Origin of the sequence: Nitrosomonas sp. Is79A3, assembly GCF_000219585.1 — a bacterium.
Lineage (GTDB): Bacteria > Pseudomonadota > Gammaproteobacteria > Burkholderiales > Nitrosomonadaceae > Nitrosomonas.
On sequence record NC_015731.1, the window covers coordinates 2,369,926 to 2,393,020 of the forward strand.

26 protein-coding genes are annotated in these 23,095 nt (G+C 44.5%); 7 read left to right on the plus strand and 19 right to left on the minus strand.

What is annotated here, in order from left to right:
• The first annotated feature begins 14 nt into the window (after nt 1–14).
• Nucleotides 15–1,322 (plus strand): phosphoribosylamine--glycine ligase, encoded by a 1,308-nt coding sequence (gene purD, locus NIT79A3_RS10905; RefSeq protein WP_013966251.1) that lies wholly within the window; start codon nt 15–17, stop codon nt 1,320–1,322.
• Between the two features lie 23 nt (nt 1,323–1,345).
• On the opposite strand, the gene flgL is transcribed toward purD, so the two are convergent.
• The 11 genes from flgL to flgB form a co-directional block, all read right to left on the minus strand.
• Entirely contained in the window at nt 1,346–2,554 is a 1,209-nt protein-coding gene (flgL, locus tag NIT79A3_RS10910; protein WP_013966252.1) for a flagellar hook-associated protein FlgL, read from the minus strand.
• 23 nt (nt 2,555–2,577) lie between these two features.
• The gene (gene flgK / locus NIT79A3_RS10915) at nt 2,578–4,494 is read right to left on the minus strand and encodes a flagellar hook-associated protein FlgK (protein WP_013966253.1); all 1,917 of its coding nucleotides are present in this window, start codon (nt 4,492–4,494) and stop codon (nt 2,578–2,580) included.
• Between the two features lie 82 nt (nt 4,495–4,576).
• A complete protein-coding gene (flgJ, locus tag NIT79A3_RS10920) occupies nt 4,577–5,584 on the minus strand; it encodes a flagellar assembly peptidoglycan hydrolase FlgJ (protein ID WP_013966254.1) in 1,008 nt (335 codons plus the stop codon).
• An 18-nt stretch (nt 5,585–5,602) separates the two neighbouring features.
• The gene (locus NIT79A3_RS10925; protein ID WP_013966255.1) at nt 5,603–6,712 is read right to left on the minus strand and encodes a flagellar basal body P-ring protein FlgI; all 1,110 of its coding nucleotides are present in this window, start codon (nt 6,710–6,712) and stop codon (nt 5,603–5,605) included.
• Between the two features lie 50 nt (nt 6,713–6,762).
• Nucleotides 6,763–7,479, minus strand: coding sequence for a flagellar basal body L-ring protein FlgH (locus NIT79A3_RS10930; RefSeq protein WP_013966256.1), 717 nt, complete (start codon nt 7,477–7,479; stop codon nt 6,763–6,765).
• 26 nt (nt 7,480–7,505) lie between these two features.
• Nucleotides 7,506–8,288 (minus strand): flagellar basal-body rod protein FlgG, encoded by a 783-nt coding sequence (flgG, locus tag NIT79A3_RS10935; RefSeq protein ID WP_013966257.1) that lies wholly within the window; start codon nt 8,286–8,288, stop codon nt 7,506–7,508.
• Between the two features lie 30 nt (nt 8,289–8,318).
• Nucleotides 8,319–9,062 (minus strand): flagellar basal-body rod protein FlgF, encoded by a 744-nt coding sequence (gene flgF, locus NIT79A3_RS10940; RefSeq protein WP_013966258.1) that lies wholly within the window; start codon nt 9,060–9,062, stop codon nt 8,319–8,321.
• Between the two features lie 28 nt (nt 9,063–9,090).
• Nucleotides 9,091–10,359, minus strand: coding sequence for a flagellar hook protein FlgE (gene flgE / locus NIT79A3_RS10945; protein WP_013966259.1), 1,269 nt, complete (start codon nt 10,357–10,359; stop codon nt 9,091–9,093).
• Nucleotides 10,360–10,372: 13 nt separating this feature from the next.
• Entirely contained in the window at nt 10,373–11,038 is a 666-nt protein-coding gene (locus tag NIT79A3_RS10950; protein WP_013966260.1) for a flagellar hook assembly protein FlgD, read from the minus strand.
• An 11-nt stretch (nt 11,039–11,049) separates the two neighbouring features.
• A complete protein-coding gene (flgC, locus tag NIT79A3_RS10955) occupies nt 11,050–11,454 on the minus strand; it encodes a flagellar basal body rod protein FlgC (protein WP_013966261.1) in 405 nt (134 codons plus the stop codon).
• A gap of 2 nt (nt 11,455–11,456) precedes the next feature.
• Nucleotides 11,457–11,867: a flagellar basal body rod protein FlgB gene (gene flgB / locus NIT79A3_RS10960; protein ID WP_013966262.1), complete on the minus strand. Its 411-nt coding sequence runs from the start codon at nt 11,865–11,867 to the stop codon at nt 11,457–11,459.
• A gap of 227 nt (nt 11,868–12,094) precedes the next feature.
• Between flgB and flgA the strand changes: the two genes are divergently transcribed.
• The 5 genes from flgA to pbpG all read left to right on the plus strand — a co-directional run bounded on the left by flgA (nt 12,095) and on the right by pbpG (nt 15,686).
• Nucleotides 12,095–12,796: a flagellar basal body P-ring formation chaperone FlgA gene (gene flgA, locus NIT79A3_RS10965; RefSeq protein WP_013966263.1), complete on the plus strand. Its 702-nt coding sequence runs from the start codon at nt 12,095–12,097 to the stop codon at nt 12,794–12,796.
• Nucleotides 12,797–12,938: 142 nt separating this feature from the next.
• On the plus strand, nt 12,939–13,232 hold the full coding sequence (locus NIT79A3_RS10970) for an acyl carrier protein (RefSeq protein WP_013966264.1): 294 nt from the start codon (nt 12,939–12,941) through the stop codon (nt 13,230–13,232).
• A 107-nt stretch (nt 13,233–13,339) separates the two neighbouring features.
• Nucleotides 13,340–13,708, plus strand: a complete 369-nt coding sequence (locus NIT79A3_RS10975) for an Mth938-like domain-containing protein (protein WP_013966265.1) — start codon at nt 13,340–13,342, stop codon at nt 13,706–13,708.
• Nucleotides 13,709–13,918: 210 nt separating this feature from the next.
• Entirely contained in the window at nt 13,919–14,146 is a 228-nt protein-coding gene (locus tag NIT79A3_RS10980; RefSeq protein WP_013966266.1) for a hypothetical protein, read from the plus strand.
• Nucleotides 14,147–14,858: 712 nt separating this feature from the next.
• Nucleotides 14,859–15,686 (plus strand): D-alanyl-D-alanine endopeptidase, encoded by an 828-nt coding sequence (pbpG, locus tag NIT79A3_RS10985; protein ID WP_013966267.1) that lies wholly within the window; start codon nt 14,859–14,861, stop codon nt 15,684–15,686.
• 12 nt (nt 15,687–15,698) lie between these two features.
• Here pbpG and NIT79A3_RS10990 read toward each other — a convergent pair whose 3' ends face one another.
• On the minus strand, nt 15,699–17,204 hold the full coding sequence (locus NIT79A3_RS10990; RefSeq protein WP_013966268.1) for a carboxypeptidase M32: 1,506 nt from the start codon (nt 17,202–17,204) through the stop codon (nt 15,699–15,701).
• 120 nt (nt 17,205–17,324) lie between these two features.
• Between NIT79A3_RS10990 and hemJ the strand changes: the two genes are divergently transcribed.
• Nucleotides 17,325–17,762, plus strand: coding sequence for a protoporphyrinogen oxidase HemJ (hemJ, locus tag NIT79A3_RS10995; protein WP_013966269.1), 438 nt, complete (start codon nt 17,325–17,327; stop codon nt 17,760–17,762).
• Between the two features lie 69 nt (nt 17,763–17,831).
• On the opposite strand, the gene NIT79A3_RS11000 is transcribed toward hemJ, so the two are convergent.
• The 7 genes from NIT79A3_RS11000 to ligA form a co-directional block, all read right to left on the minus strand.
• Entirely contained in the window at nt 17,832–18,116 is a 285-nt protein-coding gene (locus NIT79A3_RS11000; RefSeq protein WP_013966270.1) for a helix-turn-helix transcriptional regulator, read from the minus strand.
• Nucleotides 18,113–18,466, minus strand: a complete 354-nt coding sequence (locus NIT79A3_RS11005; RefSeq protein ID WP_013966271.1) for a type II toxin-antitoxin system RelE/ParE family toxin — start codon at nt 18,464–18,466, stop codon at nt 18,113–18,115. Before NIT79A3_RS11005 ends, NIT79A3_RS11000 begins: the two co-directional genes overlap by 4 nt.
• A 101-nt stretch (nt 18,467–18,567) precedes the next feature.
• Nucleotides 18,568–19,155, minus strand: coding sequence for a hypothetical protein (locus tag NIT79A3_RS11010; protein ID WP_013966272.1), 588 nt, complete (start codon nt 19,153–19,155; stop codon nt 18,568–18,570).
• A 51-nt stretch (nt 19,156–19,206) separates the two neighbouring features.
• On the minus strand, nt 19,207–19,740 hold the full coding sequence (gene def, locus NIT79A3_RS11015) for a peptide deformylase (RefSeq protein WP_013966273.1): 534 nt from the start codon (nt 19,738–19,740) through the stop codon (nt 19,207–19,209).
• Complete coding sequence (locus tag NIT79A3_RS11020; protein WP_013966274.1) at nt 19,730–20,476, minus strand: S-methyl-5'-thioinosine phosphorylase; 747 nt, start codon at nt 20,474–20,476, stop codon at nt 19,730–19,732. The genes def and NIT79A3_RS11020 overlap by 11 nt, the downstream gene beginning before the upstream one ends.
• Before the next feature lie 12 nt (nt 20,477–20,488).
• Nucleotides 20,489–21,034 (minus strand): hypoxanthine-guanine phosphoribosyltransferase, encoded by a 546-nt coding sequence (locus tag NIT79A3_RS11025; RefSeq protein WP_013966275.1) that lies wholly within the window; start codon nt 21,032–21,034, stop codon nt 20,489–20,491.
• Nucleotides 21,035–21,048: 14 nt separating this feature from the next.
• The gene (gene ligA, locus NIT79A3_RS11030; RefSeq protein ID WP_041360900.1) at nt 21,049–23,076 is read right to left on the minus strand and encodes an NAD-dependent DNA ligase LigA; all 2,028 of its coding nucleotides are present in this window, start codon (nt 23,074–23,076) and stop codon (nt 21,049–21,051) included.
• Between the last annotated feature and the right edge of the window lie 19 nt (nt 23,077–23,095).

Below are 23,095 nucleotides of genomic sequence, written 5' to 3' on the forward strand. Positions count from 1 at the left end.
AATCACACAATATCATGAAGTTACTGGTTATTGGGGGTGGTGGCAGAGAGCATGCATTGGCATGGAAACTGAGTCTATCACCTCGGGTACATAAAGTATTCGTGGCACCAGGTAATGCGGGCACTGCATTAGAATGTGGACTTGAGAATATCGCAATCTCATCTATTCCTGAATTAATCGAATTTGCAAAGCACGAACAAATTGCAATAACTGTAGTAGGCCCAGAAACCTCACTGGCCGCAGGTATCGTAGATGCATTCCAGGCTGCTGGTTTGAAAATATTCGGTCCACTCCAGCAAGCAGCTCAACTCGAGACTTCAAAGATCTTCGCCAAGGAATTCATGCAACGGCACCATATCCCGACAGCCGCTTATGCAAGATTTCAAGATCCCGTCCTGGCACATGAGTATATCAACCAAAAATCTGCCCCTCTGGTAATTAAAGCCGATGGGCTTGCAGCGGGAAAAGGTGTTGTAGTTGCTCAAACCAATGAACAAGCGCATTCTGCCGTCAACGACATACTAGTAGAAAAGAATTTTGGCAGCGCGGGCTATGAAATTATTATTGAGGAATTCCTGCACGGCACAGAGGTCAGTTTTATTGTCATGACCGATGGTCGCCATATTCTGCCTTTGGCTACTAGTCAGGATCATAAACGCCTATATGATGGAGATTTGGGTCCCAATACCGGTGGAATGGGCGCGTATTCGCCAACACCTTTTATATCACCCAGCCTTCATGCGCAAATCATGCGCAATATTATCTATCCGGTAATCAATGGACTAAAAGAAGAAGGCATCCACTATAGCGGTTTTCTGTATGCCGGATTAATGATCACTGCGGAAGATCAAGCAAAGGTATTGGAATTTAATTGCCGGCTGGGAGATCCAGAAACTCAACCCATCATGCTGCGCCTAAAGAGTGACCTGCTGACGTTAATAGAACATGCTGTCAATGGAACACTGGATAAAGTTGATACCGAATGGGATCGCCGTGCCGCACTGGGTGTTGTAATGGCAGCGCATGGTTATCCGGAGAATCCGAGAAAGAATGACGTGATCCAAGGCTTACAGAATCTAATCATCGATCAGGAAAACACCGATAATTTTCATATTTTTCATGCCGGAACATATCTAGGAGGAAAAGATGAAAAGGAAATTATTACGGCTGGCGGGCGTGTTTTATGCGTAACAGCATTAGGTGAGAACATTAAAATTGCTCAGCAGAATGCCTATAAACTCATTGAAAAAATTCACTTTGATGACTATCAAGTCCGTCACGATATTGGATATCAAGGCATAAACTATCAGCGCAAAAAATAGCATAAAAAAGTAACCGAATATTTCTAGATATAATTAAACAAGGATAACCCAGAAATTTTAATATAGGACTGCTGTGCGGCTTGAAGATACAGTTGTTGCCTTTGAAAATCTGATGTTGCTTTCGCAAAATCAACATCTTGTAATTGTGAGAGTAATTGCTCAAATTGAATGCTTTGATCACCGCCAACACTTTCCAAAGTATCGATTTCATTCATCCGGGCTCCAATAGATGATTGTTTTGTAAGTACATGCTCCAAACTATTGTTAATGTTTTGTAGTGCTGTACTTAAACTATTCGCAAGTCGAGTGCCCCCAGGCTGACCACTGGATGGTGTTTCCAGTGCTGTAATCAGATCGCCCACGGTTTTAAAAATACTCTGATTACTACTTGGAGAAACTGTAAATTTATCTCCATTCGCCGGATTACCTTTAATACTTAGTTGTATTCCATCAAAACTGATTGTGCTATTACCGACATAAGGGTTGGCTGATGAAACGGGTAATCCTGTCGTTGTATTGACAATATCATAGGTTGTCACTCCGGCAGCAACTGTGAAATTTATATCATAATTAGCCCCGGTTAGGCTCGCCGGAGTAATTACTGATCCACCATCAATAACGCCAGTACCTAGGTTTAGGGAGTTGGCTGCTGTGGTGAAAACACTGTTACCACTCTTTATCCGTTCGAAAATATCTGTTCCTGAATCATTGATAGCAAGCTGACGTGCAGGTCCTACTTGATTCAATCTTTGACCTTGGTCTCCCGAATATTGCACATTTAACCCAGTCTGCACAAAAGGTTTTGTACTTGCTTGATACCCTGAAAATAAAAATTGCCCATTTTCATCGGTAGTGTTGGCTAAACCAACTAATGAATCCAATTTACTGCGCAATTCCGTCGCAAGAATCTTTCTATCCGCATCCGTAAGCGTCGAATTTCCAGCATAGACTGCTGAACCATGCACATCTTGAAGCAGCGACGTGACTTGCTTTAATACATTCTCCTCCAACCCCAATGATGAACTTGCGCTGGCGCGATTCACTGAGTACTGCTTATTCAGCGATTCTGATTGTGTAACATTCAATGCTTGCGCTGCGGCAATTGGATCATCCGAAGGTGCTAGGATGCGTCTACCGGTAGAAAGCTGCTGTTGCGTTTTAACTAATGCATCCTGCTGTTGAAGCATCAAATTAGTTCCGGTTTCATAAATTGTATTTGTGCTGACGCGCATAATATTGCCTCTAGCTTAGATATTTAACCAATACGAAGAATTGAATCAAACAGCGTATTGCTGATTTCAATGACCTTACTTGAAGCCTGATACGCTTGCTGGAAGCGCATTAAATTAGCGGCTTCTTCATCCAGATTAACACCCGATACCGACTGCATGGTATTTTCAGTTTGTTTCAGTAAAGTAGCTTGTGCTTTACTGGTTACTTCCAGCTCCCGTGTTTTATTACCAATCTGGCTAACAAGCTGCCCGTAGGCAGACTGATAGGACGCTGTGCCATTTTCTATGGTATTTTTGGTCTGCAGAACACCCAGCAGCAATGCATTCCGATTATCAGCGGAACCATTAAGGTTGGGTGCAATTGTAAAGATATCACCTGCAGCTGGGCTACCACTAATTTGAAAGGTATAGCCATTAAAACTAATATCAGTCCCTGCGATATAGGCTTGGTTAGCGGCCGGCAAACCGGTACCAATTCCAACCACATCATACTGGCCATCGTACGGTGTATGAAAAGTTATCGTTAACGGTTGCTGAAGATTGGAATCTAGCGGCAATGGATTGACAGTTCCCGCACTGATTTTTCCTGTACCGGTATTCGTTATTGCTGCATTGGTACGATTAGGTCCAGCTGCAGCAATTTTGGTTGTGTCGGAAATATTTACTGCAATATCCTTTGCACCATTGATGGTTGGCTGAATCCGGAATCTTTCATTGGCCAGAATAGTTGCTGCTGTCACAGATACACCGTCAAGCGTTAATGGCAAGGCACCTGATGGAGCAACAGTGGTACTCACCGAGGTATTATCAGATGATCTTGTTAGCGTATAATTTGTTCCATCGTAAGAAAACTGATAATCACTTGTTGTTAATACACTGTAATCGCTTATGCCTGCAGTAATATTAGATGCCGGATTATTGTTTAGTGCTGAAATTACTTTGGGCGGAGGCAGATTAAAGAAATCACCTCCCATATCGCCATTAAGATCCATACCTAACTGATGTTGCGCATTGAAGGTCTGAGCTAACGTAATAGCAATTCTTCCTAATGCATTTTGTGCACTATCCAATGTGACACTGCGAAATGACAAAATACCGTTTAAGGTGCCTCCTGTAATCTGATCCTCGGGAAGCTGAACAGTATTATTTCCTGTAATTAAAGCGATTGTTAAATTATCTGGATTATCCGGTGATACGATCGCTTTAAATGAGAGTGTTTGGGCGCCAACTACCAGTGCCTGCCCGTTACCCACATACACATTGACACTACCATCACTTTGCCGCACTGTATCGGCATTCACTATTTTATTTAATTGACTAATCAATTCATCACGTTGATCTTGCATATCATTGGCAGGCTGTCCGCCGGCAGCGCCTTCCGCCAATAAGATCTGATGATTGATATCGGCTATTTGCTTCGCTAAAGAATTTACATCATCTACAGTGCTGGTTATCTGAGTATTGATGTCTTCTCTGATTTGTGACATACGCTGATCCATACTTTGGAAACGTGCCACAAGCGCTTCGCCATTACTTATCATAGCTTGGCGTGATGGAATTACAGATGGATTTGTTGCCACATCTTGTATCGCACTAAAAAAATTCTGGAGTGCGGGAGAAAGCCCGGAAGTTGAATCTCCTAGCATATTATCTAACTGTTTTATTTGTCCAAAATAACTGTCCAGCGCTTGGCTTTGGGTCTGAATCTGTAATGACTGACTCACGACAAATTGATTGTATATGCGCTGCACTGTCGTTGAATGAACACCACGCCCAACAAATCCCGCCCCAGAGGATTGCGGTATATTGGTACTCAGCACAACCTGTTGGCGCTTATAACCAGGCGTATCAGCGTTGCTGATATTATGGCTGGTCGTTAACAACTGGTTTTGCGCAGTTAATAGACCGGTAATACCAATGTCAAGAATGCCATTTCCCATAATTTATTTCCGCTTCTTAATCTCTAATAAACATTAGATAGTTGTATCGGTAAAATGAAAAAAGAATTAAAAAACTTTTTCATCAAATAAACTCACGATTCTGTAATGTTTCACTATTAAGTATTCGAATCAACTTCTCTGCATACATTGGATCAGTGGCATATCCCGCACGTTGCAGGCCGTTAGCAAATGTCGCGGCATCAGTGGACTTCAATACTTTTGCATAGCGCGGGTTATCTAATAGCAAATTGGCATAGTCACTGAATCCTTCTGCATAAGAACTATAAGCACGGAATTTTTCAATCACTTTTTGGGGTGCGCCGTTAATGTACTCAGTGGTTACCGTTTCCACAACATCCCCTTTCCAGCTTGCACCAGCTTTGATTCCAAACAGGTTGTAGCTTGGACTATTATCCGCATGGCGAATCTCATGTTTACCCCACCCGCTTTCCAGAGCAGCTTGCGCTAACATGAAATGCGGAGGAATACCGGTTGATTGCGAAGCAATCTTTGCATGCGGCAATACTTTATCGATAAAATCCGCTGAATGATTAGATGATTTTTTTAGTTGTGACTCCAGCGGGATTGGTGCGAAAAATGCATCAACAGATGGATTCATTTTTCCTACTGGCATCGCTTCATTAGATGAATTCAGCGCACCCGGCCATAACTGTTCAGATTTATCATTGGGGTGCCCATCTTTAATCAAAGCCGGCTGATTGCTAGAATTGATCGCCGATAAAATGGCATCGGTATGGTTTATTGTGGTTTGTGGCTCAATCGCTTTATTAGCGCGCGCCAATTGCTGTACCATCATGTCGGCAATACCAATTCCTTTAGTCGAAATGTGCTGTGCTAATTGCTGATCATACATTTGTGTAAAGAATTGAGTTTGCTGACTATCGAACAATCCGTCTTTGGGCGTTGCCTCACGCATACTTTTTAGCAACATGTTCATGAACAATGCTTCAAACTGCTGCGCCGCTTTTTGTAAAGCTTCATCTGGATTCTGCTTGGCCATTAAATGCAGATCATCAATGCTCTTGGCATCAACAGCGAGCTTACTTGAAATATCCGGTGAGATAACCATAATTTTATAATTAACTAATTAAATAATTTCCAACTCTGCACGTAGCGAGCCTGCCGCTTTTAACGCCTGCAAAATGGACAACAAATCCTGTGTTGTCGCACCAATCGCCGTCAAAGCCTTGACAACTTCACCAAGATCCGCGCCATTCGGCAATAGCATCAAATTCCCTTCATCAGTACGTATTTCAACTTGGGATCGTTGTGCCACCACTGTTTCACCGCGCTGCGCAAATGGACCGGGTTGACTGATTACAGGTTCAGTATTGATAATGATAGATAAATTACCATGCGCAATTGCACTCGTTTCAAGTGTTACTGCTTGATTCATCACTACCGAGCCGGTCCGTGAATTAACAATAACTTTTGCCGGCGCTCTTGCAGGCGTTATATCCAGACTTTCAATCTGAGAAATAAACATAATGCGCTGACTATTATCAGCAGGCGCTCTTACCTGCACGACTCGGCCATCGATAGCAGCTGCAGTTGAAGGATGCAATCCATTAATGGCTTCAACAATACGATTAACCGTCGTAAAATCCGTTGAATTCAATTCCAGGTTAATAAAATCACCTTGCCCGACTGTTGTTGCTATCTCGCGCTCTACGATAGCGCCGCCTGCAATGCGCCCGGCACTAAGATGATTAATTTGCACACTGCTACCCGCATTTCCGGCACCTATACCGCCAACCAGAATACTTCCTTGCGCCATTGCATAAACCTGATTGTCCGCACCTTTGAGAGGCGTCATCAAAAGTGTTCCTCCACGCAGACTTTTCGCATTACCCATGGAAGACACTGTGATATCAATTTGCTGACCAGGTTTCGCAAACGCAGGTAACGTAGCTGTTACCATCACAGCAGCAACATTCCGTAATTGCAAATTGGTACCAGGCGGTAAGTTAACACCCAATTGACCGAGCATATTGATGATACTTTGTACGGTAAATGGCGTTTGGGTTGTCATATCACCGCTGCCATCCAAACCCACAACTAATCCATACCCTATCAATTGATTATTACGTACCCCTTGAATCGATGCCAGATCCTTGATGCGATCCGCCGCACTAATACCCGGCACTAATAGGCCTATCGCCAGAAAAGAATGAATAATTATGTTTTTTATTTTCATAATCTTATATATTAATTTCAAAGATAAACATGTTTCAAGCATCGAACATTTTAGAAAGGTGTGACGGACAAAAAGAATCGTGATAACCAACCCATTGTTTGTGCCTCATCCAAATAACCATTGGCTCGATACTCCACGCGCGCATCGGCAACTTGTGTTGAAGAGATGGTGTTCGCCATGATATGTACTGGATTCACAACACCGGAGAGCCTGATAAACTCTTGTCCCTGATTAATACCGATTTGTTTTTCGCCACTGACAACAAGATTTCCATTCGGCAATGCTTCTATAACAGTTACCGTTATCGTGCCTTTAAAATTATTTTTACTTGAGCTCTCGCCACTGCCATCAAACTTGTTGTTAGATTTGGCTTCCACTGTGGCGTGTTTCTTTAAAAGGCTCAAAGGAATCCCTAATAGGCTTGGTACCGAAAAATCGATACTTCCCGAACGATCGACATTACTCCCAGAACTCTTGCTGGCATTTGTTGTTTCATTCAAGTTAACGATCAAGGTGTCGCCAACACTACGCGCTCTTCGATCTTCAAATAAGGGGGTGTAACGAACACCGCCCGTTGTGCTATGAATAGTCTGAAAAATAGCGCCATTCGGGTGGGTCGCGACTGCCGCATGCTTCGGAGAACGAAAGGTATTAGGCTGATGGGTGACTGTTGGTGGTGTCATCGCACAACCCGATACCAGCAAAACAAAAATCAGTGTATACAGACACAAGAATTGTTTTTTTAATGTCAAATTGTTAGCAACCATCCCATTACTCCGGATAACCCATTCAATTATAATTGCGCCAATTTCTGCAACATTTGATCTGAAGTCTCGATTGACTTGGAATTCATCTCATACGCACGCTGGGTTTGAATCATGCTGACCAATTCTTCCACGACATTCACATTCGAAGTTTCAACAAAACTCTGTTCCAATAGTCCTAATCCATTGGTCCCAGGCGCATTTTGATTGGGCGTTCCACTGGATGCGGATTCCATGTACAGGTTCTCCCCCATCTTCTGCAACCCTGCCGGATTAATAAAGCCGGCTAACTGAATATTACCAACTTGAATCGGCGCGACAGAACCCGGTACTGTCGCGGATACCGTACCGTCTCGTGCTATGGTGATACCGAGCGCATTCGGTGGCACGGTAATTGCTGGCTGAACTGCATATCCGCTTGAAGTAACAAGCTGACCATTGATATCGGATTGAAATGCCCCATCACGCGTATAGGCAGTGGTGCCATCAGGTAATAAAACCTGAAAGAAACCTATGCCTCGTATCGCAACGTCTCGTTGATTATCCGTCTGTTGTAACCCCCCTTGCGTAAATATGCTTTCTGTCGCGACCGGTTTGACGCCCGTACCTAACTGTAAACCTGAAGGCAATTGAGTTTGCTGGGAAGACTGCGCCCCGGGCTGGCGCACTGTTTGATACAGCAAATCCTCAAAAACTGCACGAGCACGTTTAAATCCATTCGTACTCACATTCGCCAAATTATTTGCGACGACATCCATTTTGGTTTGTTGCGCATCAAGACCCGTTTTAGCAATCCACAAGGAACGAACCATAATCATTAACCTCTTAAATTTATTTTTTGTTTAAACTCTTACAACCATTATTTCACCGGCCTGTTGTGCGTTTCTTTGCGCGTTCTCAAGCATTTTCATTTGCATATCAAATTGACGGGCAAGCGCTATCATGCTGACCATTTCATGTACAACGTTCACATTACTGCCTTCCAATGTACCATCAACAAGCTTGACCTTAGCATCGGCTTGCGCAACACCGCCGTCTTTAAGGCGAAATAAACCATCAACCCCCTTGACAAGGTTCTCTTCCGCCGGATTTACCAGCTTAATTCGACCCACTAAAGCGACTGTATTGGGCTGTGGATTAATCGGCACAGACGATACTGTTCCATCACCACCGATTGTGATTCGAGTTTCCGGCGGGACCGTGATAGTGCCTCTGTCGCCTTTGACTTTAAGCCCGTTATGCGTCAGCAGAAGTCCATTAGGACTGACTTGCAAGTTGCCATTGCGTGTATAGGCTTCTTCACCGTTATCCAACTGCACTGCAATCCATCCAGAGCCCTTGATTGCAACATCCAGATCGCGGCCGGTTGTTTGCAACGCACCGGGTGTAAAATCCGCATGAATTGTTGAATCGACAACAAATGCACGCGTCGGCAATCCGTCACCGAATATCGGAACAGCGCGGAATGCATTGTTCTCAGCCCGATAGCCTGTTGTTGCAGCATTAGCGAGATTCTGCGCAACCGTAGCTTGTTGATTCAGCGTATGGTTTGCTCCGGTCATAGATGTGTAGATCAGTCTATCCATCAGCTTTTACTCAGTTATTGTGAGGAAATTAAAGATTAACCAATGTTTGCATAACAGCATCTTGAGTTTCGATCGATTTGGCATTCGCTTGATACATACGTTGTGCAGTAATCATTTTCACCAATTCACTCGTTAAATCCACATTGGCATCTTCGACTGCTGAGGCTTGCAGTGCACCCAGTGTTCCCGTTTTTGGCGGACCCACCAAAGGTTGACCTGAGTTGGGTGTTTCTATCCAACGCCCATCACCAATAGGATTTAAACCTTGCGGATTGACAAAATTAGCCAAAACAATTTGCCCCAGTGATCTCGTTTGCCCATTACTATAACTGCCTTGAATCACACCATCGGCGGATGTTGTAAAACCAGCTAGCCGGCCAGAGGTGAATCCATCTTGGGACATTGAATTCACGCCAAACTTAGATCCAAATTGTGTGGCCGTAGTCAAATCCAAAGAGAAAACTAAGGGTGAAGCTGCACTCAGGGTCGGATCAATGGTTGCCAAATCGACCGACACATTAAAAGGTGCAGTAGGCGAAGTTAATACGCCATTATCATTAAAGGTTAACGCTTCTGAAGCTGCACCACCCAGAGTAACTCCAGTAGGTACACCCGCTGCACTGGTCGCGCCATCGACAGTCGCATAAGCATTCCATGTACCCGCTGTAGCTGTTTTCTGAAAAAAAATAGAAAATATATGTGAATTACCCAAGCTGTCGACAATGTTTCCAGATGTCGTGCTTGTATAGCTTTTGGGATTATTCGCATCGAAAGTAGCCACTGCAGGTACAGTCGCACCCGAATCCAGATTGAAACCCATGCTGTAAGTTGATGTAACTTGAGGAGGAATATCAGCGGTGTTTAATTTCACATTGGCTGGTTGACTGGCGACTATGTTTCCATTTGTATCTGCCGTATAGCCGGTTAGATTCGCTCCATTGGCATCGGTAAGATACCCGTTGCCATCAAGACGGAATTGCCCATTCCGGCTATAACTCACCACCCCCCCGTCACTCATACGAAAAAAACCTTGCCCATTTATCGCGATATCCAATGGATTATTGGTCGGTGAAATATTTCCTTGATTAAATAATTGCGCAACAGTAGCTACTCTTGAACCAATGCCTACTTGCGTTCTAGAAGACCCTGCGCCATCCAATGAACTTGCAAATATATCGGTAAATTGTGCTTGGGATTGTTTATATCCAGGGGTATTTGCATTGGAAATATTGTTCCCAATAACATCCAGATTTGTCGATGCGGCACTTAGACCACTTAAACCTTGTTGAAAACTCATACTGATCTCCTTATCAAAATACCTGTTTAACGTCAGACAAACTGACCAAACCCAATTTGCCCATATCAAGCAACGTGCCCTGCTCTCCGTGGGAAACACTACTTACCGAACCAAGTGAAAGCGTATTGACTTTAATATCATTTCCACCCTGTTTTGCACTCACTTCAAAGGTATAGTCTCCGATAGCAGCTTTGGCGCCACTGTCTGTCATGCCATCCCACCCGATCGTGCTAATACCTGTCGGTTTCGCACCGAGATCTATATTACGAATGGCAATCCCGGAGCTATCCAATATCGTTACTTTGAGTTGATCAACCGGCTGAGCCAATTCAATACCGGCAATGGCTGCATCTTTATCGAGTTGTATAGATTTTCCAGGAACAAAAGCATCATGCCCTATCATTCCCGTTGCCTCAATCGATTGGCTATCTTCATAATCGGAAGACAAAAGTTGCAGTGTTGTATTCAGTTTATCTATGCCGGTTACCGTACTAATTTGCGCTAATTGACTGGTAACTTCCGCATTATCAAGTGGTTTAAGCGGATCTTGATTTTTCATCTGGGTAACCAGAAGTTTTAAAAAGCGATCCTGTGCATCCTCAGTTTCCTTTTTAGCGGTAACTCCTGTCGTTGTTAACGATGAAACTGGTTGAGAATTGGCTGGCTGAACTGAACTCATGTTGCACTCCTTTATTGACCAATGGTGAGAGTCTTTTGTAACAGTGATTTGGTAGTGTTCATCATATCGACACTGTTCTGATACGAACGTGATGCCGACATCATATTGACCATTTCATCGACAACATTGACATTAGGCATCGTCACATAACCGTTTTTATCCGCTAACGGATGTTTAGGCTGGAATAACTGTTTCATCGGAGATTGATCGTGAATGACACCAGCAACTTTAACACCGCTAGCACCATTAGCAGCCGCTTGTAATGTACTGAAAATCACTTGACGACCCCGGTAGGGCTCGCCAGTTGAACTGGTCACACTATCGGCATTTGAGAGATTACTGGCAACCACATTCAAACGCTGAGATTGTGCGGACATGGCCGAGCTTGAAATATCGAATACATTGAATAATGACATAATTATCTCTCCTGCATCGCTAATGATATGTTTCTAAATTCAGTATTTAGAAATGTGATACTGGCATCGTACTTAATGGCGTTATCGGCAAACCGGGTACGTTCCATATCCATATCCACTGTGTTTCCATCGGCACTGGGTTGTAAAGGAACACGATATAATATGTTGTCCCCGAAAACCCCTTGCGCAGCGGAATTAATATGTGCCGGGGATGTCGTATTTAAACTTACTTTATTCAGGTTTGTAGTCAATGAAAGCTTTTCATGTAGTACACTGGCGAAATCAATATCTTTCGCTTTAAAATTAGGTGTATCTGCATTAGCCACATTGCCGGAAAGCAGCTCTTGTCTGGCAGCCCGTAGGCTTAAGGCCTGATGATGAAAGTTTAATTCTTTATCAAGTTTGTTAATCATTTTCTATACACCCAAATTTAAATAGCTTTGTATTCACTTATTAGCACTTAGCATGCCAACTATAATAAATGTTCATGCTGCCAGACTAACCCGCAAAAAAGGCATGAAATAGACGCTATCTTCAAACGTGACTTTTATGACAGTTGATTAAGATATCTGCGAGAGCGGCAATAATTGCCGAAAACGGCAAAAATGAATGGTTAAATAAATCTATGATACGTTGCTTAATGTTAATTCTCTGTCTGCCAATGCTTGCTTCTTCGATTCCGGCATTTGCATCACAGCACAAAACTATCGCGCAATACCAAGAAATTGCTTTAATTAAAAGAGCAATTGAGGATTTCTTATATAACAATACAGCTTCGCTATCCGGACAAGTTATCGTGAATGTAGGCCAGATCGACAGGCATCTCGCTTTGCCTCAGTGTCCGCATCTAGAACCTTTTGTTCCAACTGGCGGGCGTTTATGGGGAAAAACTTCTATCGGGGTTCGCTGTGATAGCCAGGACGCAACATGGACCATCTACGTGCAGACTGAAATAATTGTAATGACCGATGTGTTACATGTCGCACGCCCCATTGCTGCTGGTCAGACACTCGCCTATGAGGATATAGCTCTACAGAATGTTAATTTGGCACAAATGCCGGAAGGCATATTCACTGATGTAGCAAAAGTAATCGGCAAAGTGGCCACCACCAACCTTTCTGCCGGGCAACCATTACGTCCGCAAATGCTGCGTGCACCCTACGTAGTCTTACGAGGTCAAACAGTGAATCTGGTTGTTCAAGGACGCGGATTTAGCATCCGGTCAGAAGGCCAGGCATTAGCAGACGCGACCGAAGGACAAGTTGTTCAAGTGCGCAATAAATCAGGACGAATCATGAGCGGACTCGCGCGCCTCAATTCAATCGTTGAAATACAGCCATAAAGTATTAACCCGAAACACTTCCAATGACATTGGCTGAGTGCTATTTATTCCTCACTTGCCAAAACAAGTGATCTTAACCCTCAATCAGACTTATAATTAAGAATCGTTTCAATACTCATAAAAAAACAAGTAGCTTTTTACTGTGACTAAAATAGACCCTACCATTGAAATAAAAAAAATTTTGGCTGATGTACTAGGATTGGGGGAACGACTCAATGCGATGAGATCGGATACCCTATTACTCGGAAATATTCCCGAGCTTGATTCCGTGGCAGTCGTTACAATTATCCTGGCTTTAGAAAAGAATTTTTCTATCTCGATTAAAGATGACGAGATAAGTGCGAAAACATTTGAAACGCTCGGTGCTTTGGTCAATTTTGTAGAAAAAAAATTAGCCGATAAAAATAAACTAGCCGAAAAAGATTACCCAACATAAGTAAGTTCAAAAACTTTGATCAATCAATATTTGAAAGATGCAGATTGTATTTTGATTTGAATAATGCATAATTGCTGCATCTAATTCAGAATACAATGGAATAAGCATTGAAATTACATCCTGCAAATTTTGGGCATCAATACATTTTCACCGGGTATGGGGATGGATACATATTGATTAATCAGACCCGTTACGAAAAAAGCTTGATCGTTATGCCTGACCGTTTGATTGAAGACTGGCCGGTAATTTCAGTTTCGCAACTGGAAGCTCAGCATTTTGAAATGTTGCTATCCGATAAGCCAGAAATCATCATCCTTGGAACAGGCATTGCACATAAATTTCCAGATCAATCTTTATTAAGCCAGTTAACCAAAATGGGGATTGGAATTGAAGTGATGGATACAAGGGCCTGCTGCCGTACCTATAATATTCTGGTTGAAGAAGGACGGCGTGTTGCAGCAGCGCTGTTGATCTAATTTCTCACAACAAAAAAAAGCCCGGGATTTATCCCATTGCATTGTCTGAACTAGCCGGATCAATCACAAACAATGCAATAATTCGCTTCATAAATTCACAAAATTAAAAAAAGAAATGGCCATGACAATTATGATTGTGATAAATTCATGGCTGGAAAGTCAGGTATAGTAAAATTGGCTTCCTTCATAATATTAATATAGGAGTTAAAAATGAACAAATTTCTTATCGCTGCAATGGGTTTAGTCTTTTTATTGGGTTCTTCTGCTACTATGGCCAGCGGAAACAAAGAATCTGCACTGCCTCCAATGGCCGCTCAGGACATTTTGAATCAAATGGCATGTGAAGGTAAAAAAGCCGGCGATAAAATCAAAGATCGTGTTGACGGTGAGATGGTTACTTGCCCAGCTAAGATTAAACAACCTAATTTTGGCAAATAAAAGTAATTACAAGCGAATCGGTAGATAGGTCAAGTGAGATAGACCAAGGTATTTTCTTCTTCCACTCAAAGTTGGATTCAATAAGTTGAGTCGTAGAAGTTAAATATTTCGAAACTATCTGCTTGGCCTATTACTTTAATTTATGAACACAGAGAATAAAACAGAAATACGTCCGGAGTGCTTTCTGTAGCCAGAAATACCGAATATCAATTCCGGTTAATTTGAATATCAGGATCACTGATTAGCTACTCTCCCAGTCTATTGAAAATATCTCATATCCTCAACACATCAACTTCAGAAATCCATTTTCTTGAATTCCACAGTTATGCTTTATGGAATTCCGCCTCAGACAATAATAATCTATAAATTCATTGCAATATCAGTAGCATACCCATAGTTTCTTGATTTTATATCTTAGAAATATCCTTTAACTTTTTACAAATAAAGAATTAATTCTAAATTTAATTAAAAATACTCATGAAGATGTAGTAAAATGCACAGCAAATAATATTCAGGTATACGATCTATTCCTTTTGAATTATTTTTAATTTAAACAATTAAATACCGGCAAGTTAAGATTATTTATTCGTAATACTAAAAATAATCATTCATAGATTAAATTCTCTTAACTGATACTTTCCTCGCTCATAACGAAAATATTTAAGTAGATTAAAAATGATTTGCAATTTCGGTCAATTGGAGAGAAGAAAGAATGAAACAGGTATTTTTTTTATTTTGCGTCATATTTTTTTATACCACCAGCACCTTAGCCCAGAAAAACAACCTAGATATTAAGTCGCAAGCTGCGCTGGTTTTTAATGCTCAAAATGCGCATGTCATCTATGATAAGAATGCAGATAAGGTAATGCCTATTGCTTCTATCACTAAATTAATGACCGCCATGGTCACACTTGATGCACGCTTGTCCCCGAATGAAAAAATCACGATCACGAATGCTGATGTCGACAAGCTGAAGCACTCATCTTCGCGATTGCCCGTAGGCAGTAGTTATCCCCGCCATGAATTATTACGCTTAGCACTGATGTCATCCGAGAATCGCGCCGCAGCAGCACTGGCTCGCACCTATCCCGGCGGCACCAAAGCATTCGTCGATGCCATGAATCAAAAGGCAAAGAAAATTGGAATGGCCAACAGTCGTTTTGTCGACTCTACTGGCTTGAATAGCAACAATGTAGCGACAGCACGCGACTTGGCGAAATTAGTCTCAAGCTCAAATAGCTATTCCGCTATCCGCGAATTTTCAACGACATCACAGCATTCCGTATCACCAGGAAATAAGCGCGGTCATTTACAGTATGTCAATTCCAATAGCTTGGTCCGCAATCAAGGATGGGATATCGGTGTTTCCAAAACCGGTTATCTCAGTGAAGCAGGACGCTGTTTGGTAATGCAGGCCAAAATTTCTGGCCAACCCGTTGTGATTGTTCTGCTGAACTCCTGGGGCAAAAATACCCGGATTGGCGATGCCAACCGCGTAAAAAAATGGATAGAGAGTAATCAGGGCCGCAGGCAAGTATAAGAATGCCAGATTCTACGTCAGGTTATAAACTTCACTGTACTTGCGCTTCAGATAATCAACGAAATAATCCGGATTCAAAGCTTCCCCGGTAACGCGCTGAACAAGTTCCTGTGGCGAATAAAGCTTTCCTTGACGATGGATCTTCTCATTGAGCCAGTTCTTAATTGGCGCAAAATTACCTTTAGCAATATTTCGCTCAGTATCGGGTTGTTCGCTCAGTAGCGTTTGGTAGAACTGACACGCATACATTGCACCCAGTGTATACGAAGGAAAATACCCAAACGCCCCGCCGCTCCAATGCGAATCCTGCAATACGCCGAGCGCATCGGTAGGCGGCTGAATTCCCAGATACTTCTGCATCAACCCATTCCAGATATGCGGCAAATCATCGACCTGCATCGAACCATCAAACAGCCCTTTCTCGATTTCATAGCGCAAAATAATATGCAACGGATAGGTTACCTCATCCGCCTCTACCCGGATAAAATCCGGCTTGCACGTATTAATCGCGCGATAAAAAGAATCGACGGTAGCAGATTTCAGGTTATCCGGGAATGCCGCGCGGATCGTCTCGAAATAATGCTGGCAAAACGGCTTACTCTGCGCGACCATGCGTTCCCAGAATAACGACTGGGATTCGTGAATTCCCATCGTCAGTGATTCCGCGGCCGGCAAATCGCCCAACTCATGCGGTCGGCCTTGCTCGTAGAGCGCATGACCGGTTTCATGGATTACCGCATACAGCGATTCGACAAAATTACTGTCTTTGTAGCGCGTCGTAATGCGCACATCGGTCGGATGACTGCCACCGCAAAAAGGGTGCACCGACACATCCATACGACCCTGCTCAAAATTAAAACCAATATCCTGGCTGATTTTGCGCGCCAAAGCTTCCTGCTTATCCAGCGCAAACCTGCCCTGCAGAAAAGCTGTATCCGGTTGATAAGAATGTTCCTGAATGGCATGAACCAGCGGGATCAATTCCTGCTTCAGGCGCTCGAATACCGGCGTGATCATGTCCATTGTCGTGCCGCGCTCAAACAGATCAATGTTTGCATCGTAGGGCTTCAATTCCGGCGACACACACTGCGCCCATTCTTGCTTAAGTTCCAGAAAACGTTTCAACACCGGCGCAAAATCAGAAAATTTATTCTCCTGGCGCGCCATCACCCAAATGCCCTGCCCGCGCGAACTTAACTCTGCCAGCTCCTGCACCAGTTGCTTCGATACTTTGGTCTCGAGTTCATAACTATGCAGCGCTTCACGGATATTGCAACGTTCCAGCTCACTTAAAGCATCAAAATCCTTTTCCTTGAGCTCGTTCAGGCACTCTCCCAGCACGGGATCGGTCATGCGTTCATGAATAACGCCAGCCAGCGCCGCAATCTGCTTGGCACGCGCCTCACCGGCACCCGGCGGCATCATCACTTCCTGATCCCATCCCAACGTACTCATCACGCCACTTAAATGCGTGATTTCTTCCAATTTCTGGACTAAATTTTGATAATGCTGATTCATAATTATCCCGTTATTTAATCGAAACAAAACCCTGCTCACGATCCACCTGATTCCAGGGGATAGCGCTAAAATCACAAGCCCAGTATCATACCAACTTTAACACCAACCATTCACACTGCCATGCTCTGGATAAAATCACTACACATCATTTTCATGGTCACCTGGTTCGCGGGGCTATTCTACCTGCCGCGTCTGTTTGTCTATCATGCTCAATGCGAGGATCAACCCGGAAAAGAACGCTTCAAAATCATGGAACGCAAACTCTATTACGGCATCATGACCCCCGGCGCCGCGCTGACCGTAGTGTTTGGCGTGTGGCTGTGGCTGGGTTACGGTTTTTCTGGAAGCTGGCTACATGCCAAACTGGCATTGGTTTTGATACTGATTTACTACCATTATTACTGCGGAAAATTTGTTAAAGCATTCAAAAACGATGCCAATCAGCATGGTCATGGGTTTTATCGGTGGTTTAATGAATTCCCGGTGTTGGTTTTGTTTGCGGTTGTGATATTGGTGGTAGTTAAACCGGATTTGGTTGCGCTGATTTCTGAGCTTTAAGATTCCTCACATGCGCTCGGAATGACAGCTTTGTCATTTCAACCGGTGGGAGAAATCTACTACTGATTGTTAACTGTCTTGCGTAATAGAAACCTCAATCTTGCAACCAAGCACCGAAGCAAATCTCTCTAAAGTCGATAGTTTGATATCTTCGGCATGATTTTCGATTCTCGATATCGCTGATTTCTTGGTATTAAGTTTCTCCGCAATCTGTTCCTGTGTCAGCCCGGAAGCTTCTCGGGCTTGCCGAAGTAGCACGCCAATTTTAAAGGCATGATACCCCTCTTCATAATTCTCATTAAATGCAGCATCAACAGCTTTTCGCTTGCTGACATATTTTTTTAAATCACTCATAACCCTGCTCTCCTTCTGAGATAATCCTTCTTTCTCGTCTCTGCAATCTGAATTTCTTTTTTAGGTGTTTTTTGTGTCTTCTTTTGAAAAGCATGATTAAGAATCACAACCCGATCGCTTTCCAAGAAACCCAATAACCGAAATGCATTATTCCCAATCTGAACACGAACTTCCCATAAATCATCGGTATTTATCAATTTCTTAAAATACTGAGCAGGAACTTTTTCCAAATCCTCAATCAGTTGCAAGACCCAGGTCACTTTCTGCGCTTGCTCCCCGGTCAAGGAATTCAGAAAATCTTCTACTGGACAAACACCCGCTTCCAATCGATAAAAATAAATCACTTTCATTGCCGAATGTTAGCATGCAGGTTAACCAACAGCAATTTAAATCGTATGAACTCAGAGGCGCCGCGAAGCGTCACAGTTCTGTATCCGAGCTGACAGAAAGATTAGACATCATTCCCTTTACTAAATGCATCAAGAAGTTCCTTTGCTTCCCCCTTAAAGTCGCGCATCCGTTGAATTCCTTGTGGGGTTATACTATTTAGGCTCACCAGTTCCTGGTTTTCAGCATGCATCAAACCCACAGCTTGTTCCAATGCATGTTCGCGCACTAACACATTATTACGTAATTGAAGGTCACGAACTACATCATTTAGCTTGGCTTGAATTTCGTACTTACGGCGTTGCTGATTTTCGAGCAGATTGATGTGATCAGCACTGCGATGGTAGTACTTAAAAAGCTTTTGTCTAAGCTCTTCATCGTTGACTAGAACCATCCAATCACGATTCTTGAGATACGTTTGCCGCGACTCTCTCAATTCGTTCAGAGTTGTAAACCACACAATCTGGCCCTTCTCCCATTCGTCGATTACGCGGCTATAGAGCTCGATTGACGATTTCAGATCATCTGAAATACCAATGATAAGAAGCTGCTTGAGTCGCTGCAGCCGCGTCGCTTCGAGTCTATTTTGCAGGAACCAAGCGGTTCCTGCTGCAAGGAAGCCCCCAACAAGAGCTGCAATAATTTGATCCATGGCGCTCCCCAAGATGATCTTTAACTAGAATTAAACAAACTGCAGGTGAGTTTAATCATCCACAACCACTTGCCCCGGAAACAGCACATCCGTAAACCCAAACAAACGAAAATTCCTAATCCGCATCGGATACAAAATCCCCTGCAAATGATCGCATTCGTGTTGCACCACGCGCGCATGAAAGCCGCTGACGGTGCGATCAATTGCTGCGCCGTATTGATCCACACCCTGGTAACGCAAGTTCGCATAGCGCGGCACCATGCCGCGCATGCCGGGTACGCTCAGGCAACCTTCCCAGCCGTCTTCTTGCTCATCGGATAATGGTGTCAATTGCGGGTTAAGCAGAACCGTAAAAGGAACTTCGTCGGCATCGGGATAGCGTTGGTTCTTTTCAAACCCAAAGATCACCACTTGCAAGCTCACGCCGATCTGCGGCGCGGCCAAGCCTGCGCCATTTAACGATGCCATCGTATCTTGCATATCCTGAATCAGTGCATGCAACTCGGGGGTGTCGAATTGATCGACGGGTTTAGCCACTTCGAGCAATACGGGCTCGCCCATTTTAAGTACCGGTTTAATCGCCATGACAACTCACCACATGCTCCAATATGTTTCTGACACCCACCATCGCTTGTTCCAACACGGCATAGATCTCCGTAAGCGGGATTGCATTGACGTTAGTACCGCGTCCGGCGGCGTAATTGGCGACTACGGCTATGGTGGCGTAATTTAATCCCAATTCCCTTGCCAGTGCAGCTTCCGGCATGCCGGTCATACCGACCATATCCGCTCCATCGCGTTCCAGCCGGTTGATTTCAGCCGCAGTTTCAAGTCTGGGTCCCTCTGTCGCTGCATAAACTCCTCCATCAAAAATTGTTTCATTGGCATTACTCGCCGCTTGTAGCAGTAATGCCCGGGTTTTCTGGCAATACGGCAGGGTAAAGTCAATATGTGTCACGCGTTGATCCGTTTTGTCAAAATAAGTAAATTTACGCCCATGGGTATAATCAATTATCTGATCTGGAACCACCAGCTGGCCCGGCGTCAAATCGGCGCGGATGCCGCCCACCGAGGCCACGGAGATGACGTGCGACGGTTTCAATGCGTGCAACGCCCACAAATTCGCGCGGTAATTGACTGCATGCGGCGGTATCGTGTGGCCATGCCCGTGCCGCGCCAGAAAAACGATGTCCTCATTTTTCATCTTACCAAACGTCAATGGCCCGGAAGGTTCGCCATACGGTGTGCGTATGATTTGTCGGCGTGATATTTCAAGGCAGGATAATTGCGTCATTCCGCTGCCGCCAATAATTGCAAACATGATTCTCCCGTTTCAAACTTTTACTGCATAAATCGCCGGCAAATTCCGCCAAACGCCGTGAATATCCATGCCAAAACCGAACACATAACGATCCGGCACCGTCAATCCGACAAAATCGGCTTTAAAAGGTTTGGGCTTGCCCGTTTCTTTCTCTGTCAGCACCGCACTATAAAATGCTTTAGCGCCATTTTCCAACACTTTGTCACGGATTGCAGCCAGTGTAATCCCTTCGTCCAGAATGTCATCCAGCACCAAAACCACGCGATTTTTCATCGTCTCCGTAGGTTCTGCCAGCCAGTGAATTTCCCCGCCTGTCATTTTTTTGTCATAGCGTGTCAGGTGTAAATAATCAAAATCCAGCGGAAACCGAAGTTGCGGCAGTAATTGCCCGGTGAATACCACCGCCCCGCCCATCACGCATAAGACCAAAGGCTGCTGCTGCGATAAAGTCTGTGTGATCGCTTCGGCCAGACGGTGCACCGTTTGCGTTACCACTTGTTCGGAATAAATTAATTCTGCGGTATCCAGAATCTGTTGCGTTTGTTGGTAGGTCAGCATAAAAATTCCAGATGTTATTGAAGTAATTCCAGCAGCCCTGCTTCGTCGAGCACCGGAATGCCGAGACTCAGCGCCTTATCATGTTTACTACCGGGATCGGCTCCCACGACGACATAGTCCGTTTTTTTGGAAACACTGCCGCTGACTTTACCGCCCAGCGCTTCAATTCTTTCTTTAGCTGCTTCGCGGCTCATTGCCGGCAGCGTTCCTGTCAATACAAAGGTTTTTCCTTGTAATGGCGCTGCCGCAGCCGACAATGATGATTTTCCTTCGTGCTCGTCCCAGTGCACGCCGCTGGCACGAAGCTGTTCAATCACTTCACAGTTATGCGCTTCAGCAAAGAAATCCACGATACTTTGCGCCACCACCGGACCAATATCCGGAATTTGCTGTAAGCGCTCAGTATCCGCTTCTATCAACCGGTTCAGACTGCCCAGATGTGCAGCCAAGTCTTTCGCTGTCGCTTCCCCGACATTGCGAATACCCAGCGCATAAATAAATCTCGCCAACGTCGTGTGTTTGCTTTTTTCAATCGCCTGTAAAATGTTGTTCGCCGACTTATCCGCCATGCGCTCCAGATTCGCCAGCGCAGTTATTCCCAGCTTGTACAGATCCGCCGGTGTGCGCACGATGGCATTGTCCACCATTTGATCGACCAGTTTATCTCCCAGTCCTTCAATATCCAACGCGCGGCGCGAAGCAAAATGCAAAATTGCCTGTTTCCGCTGCGCCGGGCAAAACAAGCCGCCGGTACAGCGCGATGCGGCCTCGTCCGGGAGCCGCACGGCTTTGGCACCGCACACCGGGCAGTGCGAAGGCATGGTAAATAATTGCGAATCATTCGGGCGTTTTTCCGGTATCACCGAAACGATTTCCGGAATGACGTCACCGGCGCGGCGCACAATCACGGTATCGCCAATGCGCACATCCTTGCGTTCAATTTCATCCGCATTATGCAAGGTCGCGTTAGTCACCGTCACGCCGCCGACAAACACCGGTTTTAAGCGCGCAACCGGCGTCAACGCACCGGTTCTGCCGACCTGCACGTCGATAGCCAGCAATTCTGTAACCGCTTCCTGTGCTGGAAACTTGTGCGCTATCGCAAACCGGGGCGCGCGCGATACAAAACCCAATTTCTCCTGCTGCGATAGAGAGTTGATCTTATACACCACACCGTCGATCGCATACGGCAGATTCTCGCGCTGCGCACCGATTGCTTGATAATAATCCAGCAATCCCCGCAACCCCGTGACCACCTGGCATTCTTTGGCCACCGGAAAATGCAAATCGAAGAGATAGCTCAGTATGTTGCTGTGCGTATCGTGCGGCATGTGCGCATCTTCATATTGCCCAACCCCATAGGAAAAAAATGTAAGGCGCCGGGTCGCGGTGATAGCGGGATCGAGTTGACGCAACGATCCTGCTGCGGCATTACGCGGATTGGCGAATTCCTTTTCACCTTTGGCCAACTGCCGTTGATTCAGTGCCAAAAAATCCGCTTTCAGCATCAGCACTTCCCCCCGTACTTCCAGCAGCGGCGGCGGATTCTTGACCGGCAGTGACAATGGAATCGATTTGATCGTCTTTAAGTTCAATGTAATGTCTTCACCGGTATTGCCATCACCACGCGTCGCACCGGTTTTAAGAATGCCGTTTTCATAGCATAAGCTGACTGCCAATCCGTCAAATTTTGGCTCTACCGTATATTCCACATGCTCAACCGATAATCCTTCGCAGACACGCCGGTTAAATACTTCGACTTCGGTATCGTCAAACGCATTATTCAATGACAGCATCGGGATACGATGCGTGATCTGCGAAAAGGCCTTGAGCGGCGCGGCACCGACGCGTTGCGTTGGGGAATCGGCGGTGATCAGTTGCGGATAATCTTGTTCGACTTGCTGTAATTCGCGTAATAACTTATCGTATTCCGCATCGGGAATACTCGGATTATCCAGCACATAATACCGGTAGTTATGTAATTCGATTTCAGCACGTAAATCCTGCACATGCTGTTTTATTTTCTCAATATTGTCATTCATAGCTAACAAGTATAGCGAA

Coding starts and splice junctions, on each gene's coding strand:
- NIT79A3_RS10950 (WP_013966260.1), bottom strand. CDS start 11,038: ATGAGTTCAGTTCAGCCAGCCAATTCTCAACCAGTTTCATCGTTAACA.
- NIT79A3_RS11005 (WP_013966271.1), bottom strand. CDS start 18,466: ATGAAAGTGATTTATTTTTATCGATTGGAAGCGGGTGTTTGTCCAGTA.
- ligA (WP_041360900.1), bottom strand. CDS start 23,076: ATGAATGACAATATTGAGAAAATAAAACAGCATGTGCAGGATTTACGT.
- NIT79A3_RS11010 (WP_013966272.1), bottom strand. CDS start 19,155: ATGGATCAAATTATTGCAGCTCTTGTTGGGGGCTTCCTTGCAGCAGGA.
- def (WP_013966273.1), bottom strand. CDS start 19,740: ATGGCGATTAAACCGGTACTTAAAATGGGCGAGCCCGTATTGCTCGAA.
- NIT79A3_RS10925 (WP_013966255.1), bottom strand. CDS start 6,712: ATGAAAATAAAAAACATAATTATTCATTCTTTTCTGGCGATAGGCCTA.
- flgL (WP_013966252.1), bottom strand. CDS start 2,554: ATGCGCGTCAGCACAAATACAATTTATGAAACCGGAACTAATTTGATG.
- flgB (WP_013966262.1), bottom strand. CDS start 11,867: ATGATTAACAAACTTGATAAAGAATTAAACTTTCATCATCAGGCCTTA.
- pbpG (WP_013966267.1), top strand. CDS start 14,859: ATGAAACAGGTATTTTTTTTATTTTGCGTCATATTTTTTTATACCACC.
- NIT79A3_RS11020 (WP_013966274.1), bottom strand. CDS start 20,476: ATGTTTGCAATTATTGGCGGCAGCGGAATGACGCAATTATCCTGCCTT.
- hemJ (WP_013966269.1), top strand. CDS start 17,325: ATGCTCTGGATAAAATCACTACACATCATTTTCATGGTCACCTGGTTC.
- NIT79A3_RS10980 (WP_013966266.1), top strand. CDS start 13,919: ATGAACAAATTTCTTATCGCTGCAATGGGTTTAGTCTTTTTATTGGGT.
- flgJ (WP_013966254.1), bottom strand. CDS start 5,584: ATGGTTATCTCACCGGATATTTCAAGTAAGCTCGCTGTTGATGCCAAG.
- flgG (WP_013966257.1), bottom strand. CDS start 8,288: ATGGTTCGTTCCTTGTGGATTGCTAAAACGGGTCTTGATGCGCAACAA.
- NIT79A3_RS11025 (WP_013966275.1), bottom strand. CDS start 21,034: ATGCTGACCTACCAACAAACGCAACAGATTCTGGATACCGCAGAATTA.
- flgC (WP_013966261.1), bottom strand. CDS start 11,454: ATGTCATTATTCAATGTATTCGATATTTCAAGCTCGGCCATGTCCGCA.
- NIT79A3_RS10930 (WP_013966256.1), bottom strand. CDS start 7,479: ATGGTTGCTAACAATTTGACATTAAAAAAACAATTCTTGTGTCTGTAT.
- NIT79A3_RS10990 (WP_013966268.1), bottom strand. CDS start 17,204: ATGAATCAGCATTATCAAAATTTAGTCCAGAAATTGGAAGAAATCACG.
- purD (WP_013966251.1), top strand. CDS start 15: ATGAAGTTACTGGTTATTGGGGGTGGTGGCAGAGAGCATGCATTGGCA.
- NIT79A3_RS11000 (WP_013966270.1), bottom strand. CDS start 18,116: ATGAGTGATTTAAAAAAATATGTCAGCAAGCGAAAAGCTGTTGATGCT.
- flgE (WP_013966259.1), bottom strand. CDS start 10,359: ATGAGTTTTCAACAAGGTTTAAGTGGTCTAAGTGCCGCATCGACAAAT.
- flgA (WP_013966263.1), top strand. CDS start 12,095: ATGTTAATTCTCTGTCTGCCAATGCTTGCTTCTTCGATTCCGGCATTT.
- flgK (WP_013966253.1), bottom strand. CDS start 4,494: ATGGGAAATGGCATTCTTGACATTGGTATTACCGGTCTATTAACTGCG.
- flgF (WP_013966258.1), bottom strand. CDS start 9,062: ATGGATAGACTGATCTACACATCTATGACCGGAGCAAACCATACGCTG.